11 protein-coding genes are annotated in these 14,242 nt (G+C 62.9%); 8 read left to right on the forward strand and 3 right to left on the reverse strand.

What is annotated here, in order from left to right:
- Window positions 1-7 precede the first annotated feature (7 nt).
- The 7 genes from rseP (at window position 8) to lpxB (ending at window position 8,078) form a co-directional block, all read left to right on the forward strand.
- Window positions 8-1,171 (forward strand): RIP metalloprotease RseP, encoded by a 1,164-nt coding sequence (rseP, locus tag FHR70_RS14840; protein ID WP_183451411.1) that lies wholly within the window; start codon window positions 8-10, stop codon window positions 1,169-1,171.
- A gap of 167 nt (window positions 1,172-1,338) precedes the next feature.
- Window positions 1,339-3,633, forward strand: coding sequence for an outer membrane protein assembly factor BamA (gene bamA, locus FHR70_RS14845; protein ID WP_183451414.1), 2,295 nt, complete (start codon window positions 1,339-1,341; stop codon window positions 3,631-3,633).
- Window positions 3,634-3,671: 38 nt separating this feature from the next.
- Entirely contained in the window at window positions 3,672-4,736 is a 1,065-nt protein-coding gene (lpxD, locus tag FHR70_RS14850; protein ID WP_183451416.1) for a UDP-3-O-(3-hydroxymyristoyl)glucosamine N-acyltransferase, read from the forward strand.
- Window positions 4,737-4,776: 40 nt separating this feature from the next.
- Window positions 4,777-5,241, forward strand: a complete 465-nt coding sequence (fabZ, locus tag FHR70_RS14855) for a 3-hydroxyacyl-ACP dehydratase FabZ (RefSeq protein ID WP_183451418.1) — start codon at window positions 4,777-4,779, stop codon at window positions 5,239-5,241.
- Window positions 5,238-6,050 carry an acyl-ACP--UDP-N-acetylglucosamine O-acyltransferase gene (gene lpxA, locus FHR70_RS14860; protein WP_183451699.1) on the forward strand — a complete coding sequence of 271 codons (813 nt, stop codon included), beginning with the start codon at window positions 5,238-5,240 and terminating at the stop codon, window positions 6,048-6,050. Before fabZ ends, lpxA begins: the two co-directional genes overlap by 4 nt.
- Entirely contained in the window at window positions 6,047-6,913 is an 867-nt protein-coding gene (locus tag FHR70_RS14865; RefSeq protein WP_343058818.1) for an LpxI family protein, read from the forward strand. Before lpxA ends, FHR70_RS14865 begins: the two co-directional genes overlap by 4 nt.
- Window positions 6,906-8,078 (forward strand): lipid-A-disaccharide synthase, encoded by a 1,173-nt coding sequence (gene lpxB, locus FHR70_RS14870; RefSeq protein WP_183451420.1) that lies wholly within the window; start codon window positions 6,906-6,908, stop codon window positions 8,076-8,078. Before FHR70_RS14865 ends, lpxB begins: the two co-directional genes overlap by 8 nt.
- 97 nt (window positions 8,079-8,175) lie before the next feature.
- Here lpxB and gltA read toward each other — a convergent pair whose 3' ends face one another.
- Window positions 8,176-9,468 carry a citrate synthase gene (gene gltA / locus FHR70_RS14875; protein ID WP_183451422.1) on the reverse strand — a complete coding sequence of 431 codons (1,293 nt, stop codon included), beginning with the start codon at window positions 9,466-9,468 and terminating at the stop codon, window positions 8,176-8,178.
- A gap of 169 nt (window positions 9,469-9,637) precedes the next feature.
- Complete coding sequence (gltX, locus tag FHR70_RS14880) at window positions 9,638-11,068, reverse strand: glutamate--tRNA ligase (protein ID WP_183451424.1); 1,431 nt, start codon at window positions 11,066-11,068, stop codon at window positions 9,638-9,640.
- A gap of 164 nt (window positions 11,069-11,232) precedes the next feature.
- Between gltX and FHR70_RS14885 the strand changes: the two genes are divergently transcribed.
- The gene (locus FHR70_RS14885) at window positions 11,233-13,485 is read left to right on the forward strand and encodes a ComEC/Rec2 family competence protein (protein WP_183451426.1); all 2,253 of its coding nucleotides are present in this window, start codon (window positions 11,233-11,235) and stop codon (window positions 13,483-13,485) included.
- Here FHR70_RS14885 and lexA read toward each other — a convergent pair.
- Window positions 13,463-14,167: a transcriptional repressor LexA gene (gene lexA / locus FHR70_RS14890; protein ID WP_183451428.1), complete on the reverse strand. Its 705-nt coding sequence runs from the start codon at window positions 14,165-14,167 to the stop codon at window positions 13,463-13,465. The genes FHR70_RS14885 and lexA overlap by 23 nt on opposite strands.
- Window positions 14,168-14,242: the final 75 nt, after the last annotated feature.

Here is a 14,242-nt window from a genome sequence, read left to right on the forward strand (position 1 = left end):
GACACAGATGGAATTTCTTTCGATGATCAGCGGTGCGACGGGCTCCTTGTTCCTGACCCTGATCGCTTTCCTCGTGGTGCTCACGGTAGTCGTCTTCGTCCACGAGTTCGGCCATTTCTGGGTCGGGCGGCTGTGCGGCGTCGGTGTCACGGCTTTCTCCGTCGGATTCGGGCGCGAGCTGATCGGCTGGACGGACAAGAAGGGGACGCGCTGGAAGATCTCCGCTATCCCTCTTGGAGGGTACGTGAAGTTTGTCGGCGATCTCAACGCCGCCAGCGTCCCGGATCAGGGCCAACTCGATCAGATGCCCGTCGAGCAGCGTGCCATCAGCTTCCCTCACCAGAATGTTGCAAAGCGGGCCGCCATCGTAGCGGCAGGCCCGATCGCCAACTTCATCCTGGCAATCGCGATCTTTGCGGGTTTCAACTACTTCAACGGGCGGGCAGTTCTGGAGCCTCGGATCGAGGCGGTTCAACCCGGGAGCGCGGCCGAGAAGGCGGGCTTCCAGCCCAAGGACCTGATTCTGACCGTCGACGGCAGGACCATACAGACCTTTGCGGATATGCAGCTCATCGTGAGTTCCAGCGCAGGTGAACCCCTTGCGTTCACGGTGGAGCGCAATGGCGAAACGGTTGCCCTAACGGCAACTCCGAACTTCGTCGAGCGGACCAGCCCGTTCGGCAAGCAGCGGATCGGCCTGCTGGGGGTTGAGGCCTCTCGCGACCCCTCGGCGATCAAGCGCCTGACCTATTCCCCCTGGGGCGCCTTGAAGGCCGCCGTGGTTGAAACCTGGAACCTCGTCGAGCGCACGCTCAACTTCATCCGCCGTCTGGTGATGGGGGTGGAATCGGCCGATCAGCTCTCGGGGCCCATTGGAATCGCCCGTGCCTCCGGCACCGCCTTCGACATCGGCGGGGTCTACAGTCTGGTCAGCCTGATCGGCTTCATGTCGGTTTCCATCGGCCTTATTAACCTTTTCCCCATTCCCCTGCTGGATGGCGGCCATCTTCTGTTCTATGCCATTGAGGCTGTGCGCGGCCGTCCTCTAAGCGAAAAAGCCCAGGAAATTGGCTTCAGAATCGGGTTTGCCCTGGTGGCGATGCTCATGTTGTTCGCCACTTGGAATGATCTTGTTCACCTTGGCACCAGTTTTATGAGCCCGGGATCGTGACAAGGACGCCACGCAGGATAAAAATCGCTACTCTGTTGTGGACGCGCCGTTTGCAATAGCGGCGAAAGTTTGTACAAGCGCTTCACATGGATAAGGTTGGGGGCACGCGTCTCCAGCCTGCGGGGACACCCCTGCTAGGGATATAAAGACAAAGAACGGGCCAGTTGATGATGTCGACGACCACGCCTCGCCGGAAGAAGCCGGCCACCGCCGCCGTTATCGCGATCAGCGCGCTGATGGCTGGAATTACTGTCGCGGAGAGCGCCTTCGCGCAGCAGGTGGCCCCAAGGAATCGCCGTGCCTCGGCCGCGCAAGGTCCCATCGTCAACCGTGTTGTGATCGAGGGGAATAAGAAGGTCGATAGCGCGGCCTTCCAGGATCAGTTCCAGGCCCGTGCCCGCGCTCCCTACAGCCAGGCCGCCGTCGATGCAGACGTGGGTCGCATCCTTGAGATCTACCGGCAGTCCGGCCGGGGTCTTGCCCAGGTTACGCCGCGCGTGGTCGATCTCCCCAATGGCACGGTGGACGTGGTCTACACCGTGGTCGAGGGTGACAAGACGGGCGTGAAGGAAATCCGCTTCGTCGGCAACAATCAGGTCTCGTCGAGCCGCCTGCGCGGTGTCATGCAGACGACCGAGACGAATCTCCTGAGCTTCCTCAAGAGCACCGACGTTTATGATCCGGCCCGCATCGCCAACGATCTGGAGCTGATCCGCCGCTATTACCTGAAGAACGGCTATGCGGATTTCCGCATCGTCTCTAGCGATGTCGCATTCGACGCCAATGCAGGCGGCTACGTCGTCACGATTGCGGTTGAAGAAGGCGAACAGTACCGGGTCGGCAGCGTGAGCGTCGATCCGCGCCTTCCTGGAGTCGATCCTGAGGCTCTGCGGAGGGGTATTTCGACCTCGGAAGGCTCTGTCTACAACGCCGAAGCCGTCGAGAAGTCGGTTCAGAATCTCACCTCGAACGTCGCGCGCCAGGGCAACCCGTTTGCCCTCGCGCGTCCTGTGGGCAGCCGCGATCCTTCGACCCGCACGATCAACCTGACCTATGTGGTCGAGGAAGCTCCGCGGATCTACATCGAGCGCATCAACGTTCGCGGCAACAGCCGCACCCGCGACTACGTTATCCGTCGCGAATTCGAACTTGGCGAGGGCGATGCCTACAACCAGGTGCTGATCGATCGTGCCGAGCGTCGCCTGAACAACCTCGGTTATTTCAAGCAGGTGCGTGTCTCCAATGAGCCTGGGTCCTCGGCCGACCGTGTGGTCGTGAACGTGGACGTCGAGGATCAGTCCACCGGCGCCTTCTCGATCTCGGGCGGCTACTCCACGGCCGATGGCTTCATCGGCGAGGTTTCCGTCACCGAGACCAACTTCCTGGGCCGCGGTCAGTTCGTGCGTCTTGCGGGCCAGCTCGGTCAGCGCGCCCACGGCGTCGATTTCTCCTTCACTGAGCCGTACTTCCTGGGCTACCGGATGTCGGCGGGTATCGATCTATATTCGAAGTTCAGCGACCAGACCCGGTACTCCCGCTACGAAAACCGCATGACCGGCGGTACGCTGCGCTTAGGGCTGCCGTTCACGGAAGAGTTCACGATTACGGCTCGCTACTCGCTTTATCAGCAGGAAGTGACGATCCCGAACGACGCGGATCAGCCTTATAACGACTGCTCGGTGCCGATCCCAGGCGTCACGACTCCTTTCAACTGTGAAACGAACGGTGAGGCGTCTCTCGCGATCAAGAACGCGCAGGGTGAGACGATCACCTCTCTGGCGGGCCTGACCTTCAACTACAATACTCTCGACAGCACGCGTAATCCCCGCAACGGCTTCTATGCCGAGGTCAAGACGGACTTTGCCGGGCTTGGCGGTGATTCTCACTACTTCCGCGTGACCGGCGACGCTCGCTACTACCGCGAACTCTACGAGGACGTGATCGGTATCGCCCGCGTTCAGGGCGGTCACATCATGGGCTTCGGCGACAATGGTGGAGACGGCGGCGATCTTCGCATCATTGACCAGTTCTTCATGGGGCCGTCCTTGGTGCGCGGCTTTGCACCGAACGGCATCGGTCCGCGTGACATCTCGACCGCTGACAGCCGGGCAAACGCTCTTGGCGGCACCACCTACTTCGGTGGTTCGCTCGAAGTGCAGTTCCCGATTCCGGTCCTGCCGCGTGAATTGGGCCTGAGGGGCGCTGTCTTCGCCGATGCCGGTACGCTCTATGGCTATGACGGGCCGACCACGTTCGACGATGAGTCGATCGATGTCTTCGACAGCAGCAAGCTGCGCTCGTCGGTGGGTGCCTCGATCCTCTGGACGTCGCCGCTTGGCCCGATCCGCTTCGATTATGCGTTCGCTCTCACCAAGGAAGAGGGTATCCTGGACGCCAATGGCAATCGGGTCGGTGGCGACCGCACCCAGGCCTTCCGGTTCACGGGCGGAACGCGCTTCTAATTGGGGAGGGCGCCGAACGGCGCCCTCACTTGTTCTTCATGGCTGAATCGAACTTCTTCCCGCATAGCCAGACGCTCAATCTGCGTCAGGTGGCGGAGATGGCAAATATAATGCTCCCCGACGGTACCGACGGGGAGTTTTTGCTTCGTGGGGTTGCCCCTCTCGAAAGCGCAGGTCCTGGCGATCTGGCCTATATGGACAATCCCGCCTATGTTGGGGCTCTGGCAACGACCCAGGCTGCTGCGTGTCTGGTGACGCCGCGCTACGCCTCCAAGGTGCCGTCCGGGACTGTCGCGCTGATCACGCCCCAGGCCTATCGGGTTTTCGCCCAGGTTTTGGCAGTCCTGTTTCCGTCCGCCCTGCGGCCGGAATCCTCCTTTGCCGCGACTGGTATCTCGCCTGGCTCCTTTGTTCATCCGTCAGCACGGCTGGAGCACGGGGTTCGCGTCGATCCTGGTGCCGTCATCGGGCCGCATGCGGAGATCGGGTCGGGAACCCTGATCGGCGCGCACTCGGTCATCGGCCCTAACGTGAAGATCGGGCGTGACTGCTCCATCGCGGCGAACGTCACCGTCACTCATGCCTATCTCGGCAACCGGGTCATTCTCCATCCTGGTGTCCGGATCGGGCAGGACGGCTTCGGCTTTGCCATGGGCCCGCAAGGGCACCTGAAGGTGCCGCAGGTCGGACGTGTTATCATCCAGGACGACGTGGAGATCGGGGCAAATACGACGGTCGACCGGGGTGCGAGCCGCGACACGGTGATCGGCGAGGGCACCAAGATCGATAATCTGGTTCAGATCGCCCATAACGTCGTCATCGGCCGCCATTGCGTGATCGTGGCCCAGGTCGGCATCGCCGGTTCGACCACCATCGAAGATTACGTGGCCCTCGGCGGCCAGGTGGCCGTGAAAGGCCATGTCCGCATTGGCATGGGCGCCCAGATCGCCGCCACCAGCGGCGTGAATGGCGATGTTCCGGCAGGAGCTCGCTGGGGCGGCATTCCGGCCCGGCCCATGCGCGAGTGGTTCCGGGAGATTACCGCGCTGAAAAAGCTTGCATCCGGGGGCGATTCCGCCAAAGACGACGATGCGTCTTCATAACGTTTGTTGAAGACATTCCCTACCGTTCGGAGTTCCCGTCATGTCCGAAGCGCCCACCACGCTTCAAACCGCCGATATCATGGAGATCCTGGAGCTGCTGCCGCACCGGTATCCCTTTCTCCTGGTCGACAAGATCATTGAGATCGACGGCGACAATTCGTGCATCGGCATCAAGAACGTCACCTTCAATGAGCCACAATTCACGGGCCATTTCCCCTCGCGTCCGATCTTTCCGGGCGTCTTTCTGATCGAGGCGATGGCTCAGACGGCGGGAGCCATCTGCGTGAAGGCCAAGATGGCCGAGCAGGCCAAGCCGAAGCAGGTGTTTTTCATGACCATCGACAAGGTGAAGTTCCGCAAGCCGGTGGAGCCGGGTGACCGGGTCGAGTTCCATATGCGCAAGCTGAACAACCGCCGCAATATGTGGTGGTACAAGGGCGAGGCGAAGGTGGACGGTGTCCTCGTCTGTGAGGCCGAAGTCAGCGCCATGCTGGTGAACGACTGATGGAAACGGCGATTCATCCGAGCGCCGTCGTTGAGGACGGTGCCAAGATCGGTCCGGGCGTGAAGATCGGTCCGTTCTGCACCGTCGGACCTGAGGTGGAACTCGGCGAGGGCTGCCAGCTCCTGAGCCATGTGGCTTTGGCAGGGCGCACCACCATCGGCCCTCGGACGCGGATCTTTCCTTTCGCCTCCATCGGTCACATTCCGCAGGATCTGAAATACAAGGGCGAGGCCTCGACGCTCGAGATCGGTGCCGATTGCATGATCCGCGAGGGCGTGACCATGAATCCCGGCACCGAGGGTGGCGGTCTGCGCACGGTGATCGGCGATCGCTGTGCCTTCCTGGCGAACTCCCACGTCGGCCACGATACGAAGGTCGGCAACGACTGCATCCTCTCCAACAACGTGATGCTGGCGGGCCACGTCACTGTGGGCGATTTCGTGATCTTCGGCGGTGGTTCCGCCGTGATCCAATTCACCCGGATTGGCTCCCACGCCTTCGTTGGCGGCATGTCCGGTCTTGAGAACGATCTCATTCCCTATGGCATGGCTATGGGCAATCGCGCACATCTGGCTGGTCTGAACATTATCGGTCTGCGTCGCCGTAACTTCACCCGCGAGCAGATCCACGACATCCGCCGCGCTTACCGTCTTCTGTTCGCCGACGAGGGCACTTTGGCCGAGCGGGTCGAGGACGTGGCCGGCGAGTTCGACGATCATCCCTTCGTGCACGAGATTCTCGACTTCATCCGCGACCGCGGGGATCGCGCAATCTGCACCCCGCGGGACCCCGTCAGCTCGTCCGGATGATGCCTCAAGGCCCCATCGCAATCCTCGCCGGGGCCGGGCAGCTTCCGATCCAGCTCTTGAGCCATCTGGAGCGGGCGGGGCAGGACGTCCGAGTCTTGGCTTTCCGCGGCTTCGCGGAGGCCGAGTTGCAGCGCCGCGCCAACGCCACTGTCGACCTTCTCGATCTCAAGACCATCATGAGCACCCTCGAGGGCTGGCGGCCGCAGGCCGTTTCCCTCGTTGGAGCTGTGCGCCGCCCTGGCTTCTCAGCGCTTCTGAGTGCCTATTCCCTGCTGCGCAACATGCACGAGGTGAAGGAGGTCATTGCCCGCGGGGACGATCAGGTGCTGCGCGGCGCCGTGATGCTCCTCGAGGAGCATGGGCACCGGGTCGTCGGCGCCCATGAGCTTGCCCCCGACCTCGTGGCCTCCAACATGCTCACTGGGTCTCGGCGGCCGGGAGCCGACGATCATAATGCAATTGCCTTCGGGTTGGAGCTTCTTGCCTCCCTGTCGGACTTCGACATCGGGCAGGGGGCCGTTGTCGACCGGAGGCATGTCCTGGCCATTGAGGGACCGGAAGGCACAGACCGGATGATCCGACGGGTGAGGAGCCTGCGCCAATCGTGGTTCGGCCTTCGCCGCCGCGAGGAAGGCGGCGTGCTGATCAAAGCCGCCAAGCGCGGTCAGGATCTGCGAGTCGATATGCCGACCATTGGGCCTCGTACGGTGAGGGAAGCAGCCAAGGCGGGACTTGCCGGCATCGCGATCGGTGCGGGTTCCACCTTCGTGCTGGAGCAGGAGGAGACCTTGCGGACTGCCGACCGCCTCGGTCTCTTCCTCATCGCCGTTGATCTGCCCTGGATGGAGAAGTCTCTTGGCTGAGAATGAGCCGCTGACGATCTGGATCGTATCAGGCGAGGAGTCCGGCGATCAACTTGGGTCCAAGCTGATGCGTTCCCTGAAGGCCCGACTCGGAGCCGAGCGTCTGCGCTTCGGTGGCGTTGGCGGCCATGCCATGGCGAAGGAGGGGTTGAACTCTCTCTTTCCCTTGGAGGAGATCGCCGTCATGGGCTTTTCTGCTGTGATCGCGCGACTGCCTGCAATTCTCAAACGCATTCGGATGACGGCAGACGCGATAGTCGCGGCAAAGCCCGACATGCTGGTCATCATCGACAGCCCGGATTTCACACACCGTGTCGCCAGAGCCGTGCGCCAGCGTGCGCCGGACGTTCCCATTGTCGATTACGTCAGCCCCTCTGTATGGGCATGGCGTCCCGGACGCGCTCCGAAAATGCGCGTCTATGTGGATCATCTCCTGGCGCTGCTGCCGTTCGAGCCTGAGGCGCATCGGCGTTTAGGCGGCCCGCCGACGACCTATGTCGGACACCCGCTCATCGAGCGGCTGGATGAGATCAGACCATCGCCCGGGGAACGGCAGCGCGACGAAGGCCGGCCGATCAAGCTGCTCGTCCTGCCCGGCAGTCGCCGCTCGGAGGTGAGCCGTTTGATGGAGCCGTTTGGTGCTGCTCTGGCACTACTGAACGAACGCTCGCCACATCCGTTCGAGGTGACGATTCCCGCGGTTTCGCATGTGGCGGATGAGATTAGAGCCCGGGCAGAGAGCTGGGCCGTGAAGCCGCGCATCGTCGAGGGGGAGGAGGCCAAATGGGTTGCCTTCCGGCAGGCCGATGTCGCACTTGCCGCTTCCGGCACCGTCACGCTGGAACTGGGGATCTCCGGTGTACCGATGGTGGTGGCCTACCGGGTCTCGAAGATCGAGGAAGTGCTGAAATATCTGATCAAGGCGCCTTCCATCGTGCTCACAAATCTGGTGCTCGGTGAGAACGTGATTCCGGAATTGATCCAGTGGGACTGCACGCCTGAGAAGCTGGTCGAGGCACTTCTGCCCCTGCTCAGCGATACGCCGGAACGCCAACGGCAAATCGAAGCCTTCGGCAGGCTCGATACCCTCATGAGGATTGGCGAAGAAGCCCCAAGTGAGCGGGCGTCAAGGATCGTTGAAGAGGTGCTTTCAGCGCAAAAGTGATCCAGTCACCGAGGCGCCATTGAAGCTGCGCGATGCCTCGAATATGCATGAAAAAGGGGCCTGTCGGCCCCTTTTCACTGTCATCGCGTCGATGTCATCAGCCGCGCTGGGCGACCGTCACATAATCGCGCGCCGCTTCGCCCGTGTAGAGCTGGCGCGGGCGGCCGATGCGCTGAGACGGATCTTCGATCATCTCGCTCCACTGGGCGATCCAGCCGACTGTGCGGGCCAGCGCGAACAGCACCGTGAACATGGAGGTCGGGAAGCCCATCGCCTTGAGGGTTATGCCCGAGTAGAAGTCGATGTTCGGGTAGAGCTTCTTCTCGACGAAGTACTCGTCCTTCAGGGCGATCTGCTCGAGTTCCACGGCCACGTCGAGGAGCGGATCGTCCTTGATGCCGAGCTCGTTGAGCACCTCGTGGGTGGTCTTCTGCATGATGCGGGCGCGCGGATCGTAGTTCTTGTAGACCCGGTGACCGAAGCCCATGAGGCGGAACGGATCGTTCTTGTCCTTCGCCTTGGCGATGTATTCAGGAATGCGATCAGGCGTGCCGATCTCCTCCAGCATCTTGAGCGCCGCCTCGTTGGCGCCGCCATGGGCAGGGCCCCACAGGCAGGCGATGCCGGCCGCGATGCAGGCGAACGGGTTCGCACCCGAGGAGCCCGCGAGACGCACCGTCGAGGTCGAGGCGTTCTGCTCGTGATCGGCGTGCAGGATGAAGATGCGGTCGAGTGCGCGAGAGAGCACCGGGTTGACCTTGTACTCTTCGGCCGGGACCGCAAAGCACATCTTCAGGAAGTTGGAAGTGTAGTCCAGATCGTTCTGCGGATACACGAAGGGCTGGCCGATGGAGTACTTGTACGCCATGGCAGCCAAGGTCGGCATCTTGGCGATCATGCGCATGGACGCGATCATGCGCTGGTGCGGATCCGAGATGTCCGTGGAATCGTGATAGAAGGCTGACAATGCGCCGACGCAGGCGACCATGATTGCCATCGGGTGCGCATCGCGGCGGAAGCCGGTGAAGAACCGGTTCATCTGGTCGTGCACCATGGTGTGGCGCGTGACGCGGTAATCGAAATCGGCCTTCTGAGCGGCGGTCGGCAGCTCTCCGTAGAGGAGCAGGTAGCAGGTCTCGAGGAAGTCGCCGTGCTCCGCGAGCTGGTCGATCGGGTAGCCGCGGTAGAGCAGGATGCCCTTGTCGCCATCGATATAGGTGATCTTCGACTCGGTAGCCGCCGTGGAGGTAAAGCCCGGATCGTAGGTGAACATACCGGTCTGGCCATAGAGCTTGGAGATGTCGATGACGCTCGGGCCGATGGTGCCTTCTTTTACCGGCAGCTCCACGGACTTGCCGTCGACTGAAATGGTGCTGGTGCTGGAACTCATGCGTCGTGGCCCTTTCAAAAGGAGGCCGGGCAGAACCTAGAGCAACCGGGGGAGCGGAGTAGGCCCTCGGGGCTGCCGAACCAGGGTTTGCCGGTCGGTCGGTTTATGGCGCCTTCGGTAGCTTATCCATAGGAAGGGGGCAAGCACGTCTAAAGGCGAGATTCACCCGCTATGCAGCGGTTGCATCCTTGGTCTGGTCGCGTAGGCGCAACAGAGTTTCGTCCTTGCCAAGAACCGCCATGACGTCGAAAAGTCCGGGCGAGGTGGCGCGGCCAGTCAGTGCCGCCCGAAGCGGCTGCGCCACTTGCCCGAGCTTCGCCCCGAGAGCTTCCGCATGCTCGCGCACAACGGCTTCCACGCTCTGGGCTGACCAATCAGAAACAGCCTCGAGCTTCTCGGCAATGCCGACAAGGCGAGCCCGTCCGTCATCCAGCAGGCTGGCGGCTTTCTCGTCGAGATGAAGCGGGCGCTGAGCATAGAGGTAATAGGCACTGTCGAGGAGCTCGACGAGGGTCTTGGCGCGCTCCTTCAGGCCTGGCATGGCTGTGATCAGCTTCTGCCGCAGGGCGGGCTTGAAGGTGCGGCCGAGATGGTGCTCGTCCTTGTCCAATTCCGGCAGCAGATCCTCCAAGGCCTGCACCAACCGCTCGTCATCGGACTGGCGCATGTAATGCCCGTTGAGGTTCTCAAGCTTGGCGAAATCGAACCGGGCCGGCGAACGGCCGATGCTGCCGAGATCGAAGGCATCGATCATCTCCTGGGTGGAGAAGATCTCCTGATCGCCATGGCTCCAGCCGAGCCGTACAAGATAGTTGCGGACGGCCTCGGGCAGGTAGCCCATGCTGCGATAGGCCTCGACGCCCAAGGCTCCATGACGCTTGGAGAGCTTGGCGCCATCCGGCCCGTGGATGAGCGGGATATGGGCCATTCTTGGCACGTCCCAGCCGAGCGCCTGATAAATCTGCGTCTGACGAGCCGCGTTTGTGAGATGGTCGTCGCCGCGGATGACGTGCGTGACGTTCATGTCATGATCATCCACGACCACGGCGAGCATGTAGGTGGGCGTACCATCCGAGCGAAGGAGCACGAGGTCGTCGAGGTCCTTGTTCTGCCACACGACGCGGCCCTGAACCTCGTCCTCGACCACCGTCTCGCCCTCGATGGGCGCCTTCAGGCGGATGACCGGCTTCACGCCTGCAGGCGCCTCGGACGGGTCGCGGTCGCGCCAGCGACCGTCATAGCGCAGTGGACGGCCCTCCTTGCGGGCGGTCTCACGCATCTCCTCCAGTTCCTGCTGGGAGGCATAGCAGTAATAGGCCCGGCCTTGGGCGAGCAGGCTCTCGGCGACCTCCTTATGGCGGGCGGCGCGGGAGAACTGGTAGACCACATCGCCGTCCCAATCGAGGCCAAGCCATTTCAGGCCGTCGAGAATGGCCGCGATGGCTGCATCCGTGGAGCGTTCCCGGTCTGTATCCTCGATGCGCAGCAGCATCTTGCCTCCATGCCGCTTGGCATAGAGCCAGTTGAACAGGGCCGTGCGTCCCCCTCCGATATGGAGAAAGCCGGTCGGAGAGGGGGCGAAGCGGGTGACGACGGTCATCGCAGGGGAACCTTGACTAGAAGAAACCTGAGGGGCGCGGCCGTGCTGCCGCAGCCTTCCGACTCAATCCACAGGGCGGCTTGGGGCGGAGCGTGCGGTCGTCTAGCATGCAACGGAACCCGCGTTAAGCCGAAGCCGCAATGCAAGACAACCGAGGAAAACCCATGAGGATCCCGCGCAGTGCTGCGCGGGTCATGGCTTTGCCCTCGTCCTGGGGCACCAGCATCGAGTGGAGGCTCCTCGACGGGCGTGGCTGGCTGTCTAAGGCCATCACCCGCGAGATCGAGCAGCGCCGGCTCTTCCCCTGGATCCCCGTCTGTTTCGGTATCGGCATCCTCCTGTTCTTCCAGGTTGACAGCGCGCCCGCCCTCTGGGCGCCGTTGGGAGCTTTCGCCGTTTGCGGTGCCGCTGGCATCGCCCTGCGCCGGCACATGACGGCGCTGGTCGCCATGATCGTACTGTCAGCTGTCTTTGCAGGCTTCTCGGCGGGAGTGATCCGCACCCGGACCGTCTCCGCTCCAGCCATCACCCGCATCATCATCACGACCATTGCAGGCTTCATCGAGGCGGTGGAGGAGCGGGAACAGGGGCAGAGGCTCCTGATCCGTATCGTCGAGATGAAGGATGTTACGCCGGCTGAGCGTCCGCGTCTCGTGCGGGTATCCATTCGCGCCGGGGCAGGGCTGAGGGCTGGCGAGTTCGTCACCGGCACCGCCCGCTTGCTGCCGCCACCGGAGGCGGCATGGCCCGGCGGCTATGATTTCGCCCGCGATGCCTATTACAAGAGGATCGGCGCCGTCGGCTCCATGGTGGGGCAGATGAGGCGGATTGATCCGCCAAGTCCGCCGGATTGGTCGCTGACATTGGCTGCCCAGGTGGACGAAGCCCGCAATGCGCTGACCCAACGCATTGCGACGTCCATCGGCGGTGCGGCCGGCGGTGTCGGGGCCGCCCTGGTGACCGGCAAGCGTGGGCTCATCCCGGAGCCCACGAACGACATCCTGCGCGGAGCCGGGATCTACCACATCGTGTCCATCTCCGGCCTTCATATGGTGCTGGCCGCCGGCACGTTCTTCTGGCTGGTTCGTGCGCTTCTGTCCTTGGGTTCGACGGTCGCGCTGCTCTGGCCGGTGAAGAAGATTGCTGCCGTGGCGGCGATGATCGGAGCGACGATCTACTGCATCTTCTCCGGCTCCGATGTCGCGACCGAGCGGTCGCTCATCATGACCCTCGTGATGTTTGGCGCGGTGCTGGCGGACCGTCCCGCATTGAGCATCCGCAATCTGTCGATCGCCGCTCTGATCGTCCTCGCCCGCGAGCCTGAGGCGCTGTTGGGGCCGAGCTTTCAGATGTCGTTCGGGGCTGTCGCAGGCATGATGGCCCTGGTGCCGCTGATGCAGCGCAAACCTACTGAGGGAACAACTGCAACCGTTCTCGAACGAGGCCTACGCTGGAGCAGCAAGGCGATGCTCGGGCTCGTGACCACAACCCTGGTGGCCAGCATCGCCACGGCTCCCTTCGCCGCTTATCACTTCCAGTCGCTGAACCCATACGGTCTTCTCGGCAATGTGCTTGCCCTGCCGCTCGTCTCGGTTGTGGTCATGCCGTCTGCCGTTCTGGGCGTGCTGGCCTATCCGTTCGGCCTCGACCGTCCTGTCTGGCAGATGATGGGAGCGGCCGTCGAGCAGGTGCTTGCCGTGTCAGCCTGGGTTGGAAATTTCAGCGGCTCGACCGTGGTGGTGCCGGCGCTGAGCATCGCCGCTTTGGCGTTTTTGAGCCTGGGCCTGCTCACCCTGACCATTCCGGCCTCGTCGTTGCGGTGGATCGCTCTCATGCCGGCCGGGATGGGGCTTGCCTTCGCGACGGCTCCGGATCGCCATGACATGTTCATCGATCGCGAAGGGGCGGGGGCTGCCATTCGCGGCCGCCAAGGGCGGCTGGTTCTTGTCGGACGGCCATCGGACTTCGTGATCGAGCAATGGCTGCGCGCCGATGGTGACGCACGCAACGCGGATGATGGCAGCCTCAGACATGAGGCACGCTGCGACGGCACCGGCTGCGTCGTCATCGCTGGGCATGGGCGGCGGATTGCCTTCATCCAGGATTATGCAGCCTTCGAGGAGGATTGCCGACGGGCGAACGTGATCGTCACGCGGCTGCAAGCCCCTCCCACATGCCGGCAGCCCTTCGTCCTCGACGGTGAGGCGCTGAATGAGCGCGGAGCCACGACCCTGCGCTTTGGCCCGCACGCAGTCGAGGTCACATCCGTGAGGAAAGGCCGCGAGGTCATGGCCTGGCCCGGCGGCCAGTCAATTCAGTCTGCGGGAGCGCCCGCTCAGGGGAGGCCGAGGCCTGCAAGGCCTGTCCCTGAGCAGGATCTTCCTGAAGACGAGATCAGTACCGGCGAACCAGACTGACGAGCTTGCCCTGGATCTTGACCCGATCGGGGCCGAGCACGCGGGTCTCATAGGCCTGGTTGGCGGCTTCAAGCGCGATGGACGAGCCGCGGCGGCGGAAGCGCTTCAGGGTCGCTTCTTCCTCGTCGATCAGCGCTACGATGATGTCGCCCGTATTGGCCGTGTCCTGACGGCGGATCACCACGAGGTCGCCATCGAGGATGCCGGCTTCCACCATCGAGTCGCCACGCACCTCGAGGGCGAAATGGTCGCCCTGAGAGAGGAAGTCGCCCGAGAGGGTGATGGAATGGCTGCGGGTCTGGATGGCCGAGATCGGCACACCGGCGGCGATACGGCCCATGACCGGGATCGACATCTCGCGATCCCGCGGATCGGAGGCCGGCTGCGGCGCAGCCTTGGCTTTGCCGGCGAGACCACCTTCGACGACGCTCGGCGTGAAGCGCCGCTGGCTGCCGGTACCGCTGGTGCTCTCAGGCAGGCGGATCACCTCCAGGGCCCGGGCGCGGTTCGGCAGGCGTCGAATGAAGCCGCGCTCCTCGAGCGCCGTGATCAGGCGATGGATACCGGATTTCGACTTGAGATCCAGCGCATCCTTCATCTCGTCGAAGGACGGCGGAACCCCGGTTTCACGCAGCCGCTCATGAATGAAGCGGAGCAATTCGTGCTGTTTGCGCGTCAGCATGGCTGGCCCTTACTGCCCACAAATGGGCGATTCTGAAACAAATCGAGAACAAGTTAGCCGTTCTCGCTGTGTTCC

Source organism: Microvirga lupini, from assembly GCF_014191055.1.
Lineage (GTDB): Bacteria > Pseudomonadota > Alphaproteobacteria > Rhizobiales > Beijerinckiaceae > Microvirga > Microvirga lupini_A.

Bases quoted from the DNA above. Each gene is read 5' to 3' on its own strand.
- rseP (WP_183451411.1), top strand. From the start codon at position 8: ATGGAATTTCTTTCGATGATCAGCGGTGCGACGGGCTCCTTGTTCCTG.
- bamA (WP_183451414.1), top strand. From the start codon at position 1,339: ATGATGTCGACGACCACGCCTCGCCGGAAGAAGCCGGCCACCGCCGCC.
- lpxD (WP_183451416.1), top strand. From the start codon at position 3,672: ATGGCTGAATCGAACTTCTTCCCGCATAGCCAGACGCTCAATCTGCGT.
- fabZ (WP_183451418.1), top strand. From the start codon at position 4,777: ATGTCCGAAGCGCCCACCACGCTTCAAACCGCCGATATCATGGAGATC.
- FHR70_RS14865 (WP_343058818.1), top strand. From the start codon at position 6,047: ATGATGCCTCAAGGCCCCATCGCAATCCTCGCCGGGGCCGGGCAGCTT.
- gltA (WP_183451422.1), bottom strand. From the start codon at position 9,468: ATGAGTTCCAGCACCAGCACCATTTCAGTCGACGGCAAGTCCGTGGAG.
- gltX (WP_183451424.1), bottom strand. From the start codon at position 11,068: ATGACCGTCGTCACCCGCTTCGCCCCCTCTCCGACCGGCTTTCTCCAT.
- FHR70_RS14885 (WP_183451426.1), top strand. From the start codon at position 11,233: ATGAGGATCCCGCGCAGTGCTGCGCGGGTCATGGCTTTGCCCTCGTCC.
- lexA (WP_183451428.1), bottom strand. From the start codon at position 14,167: ATGCTGACGCGCAAACAGCACGAATTGCTCCGCTTCATTCATGAGCGG.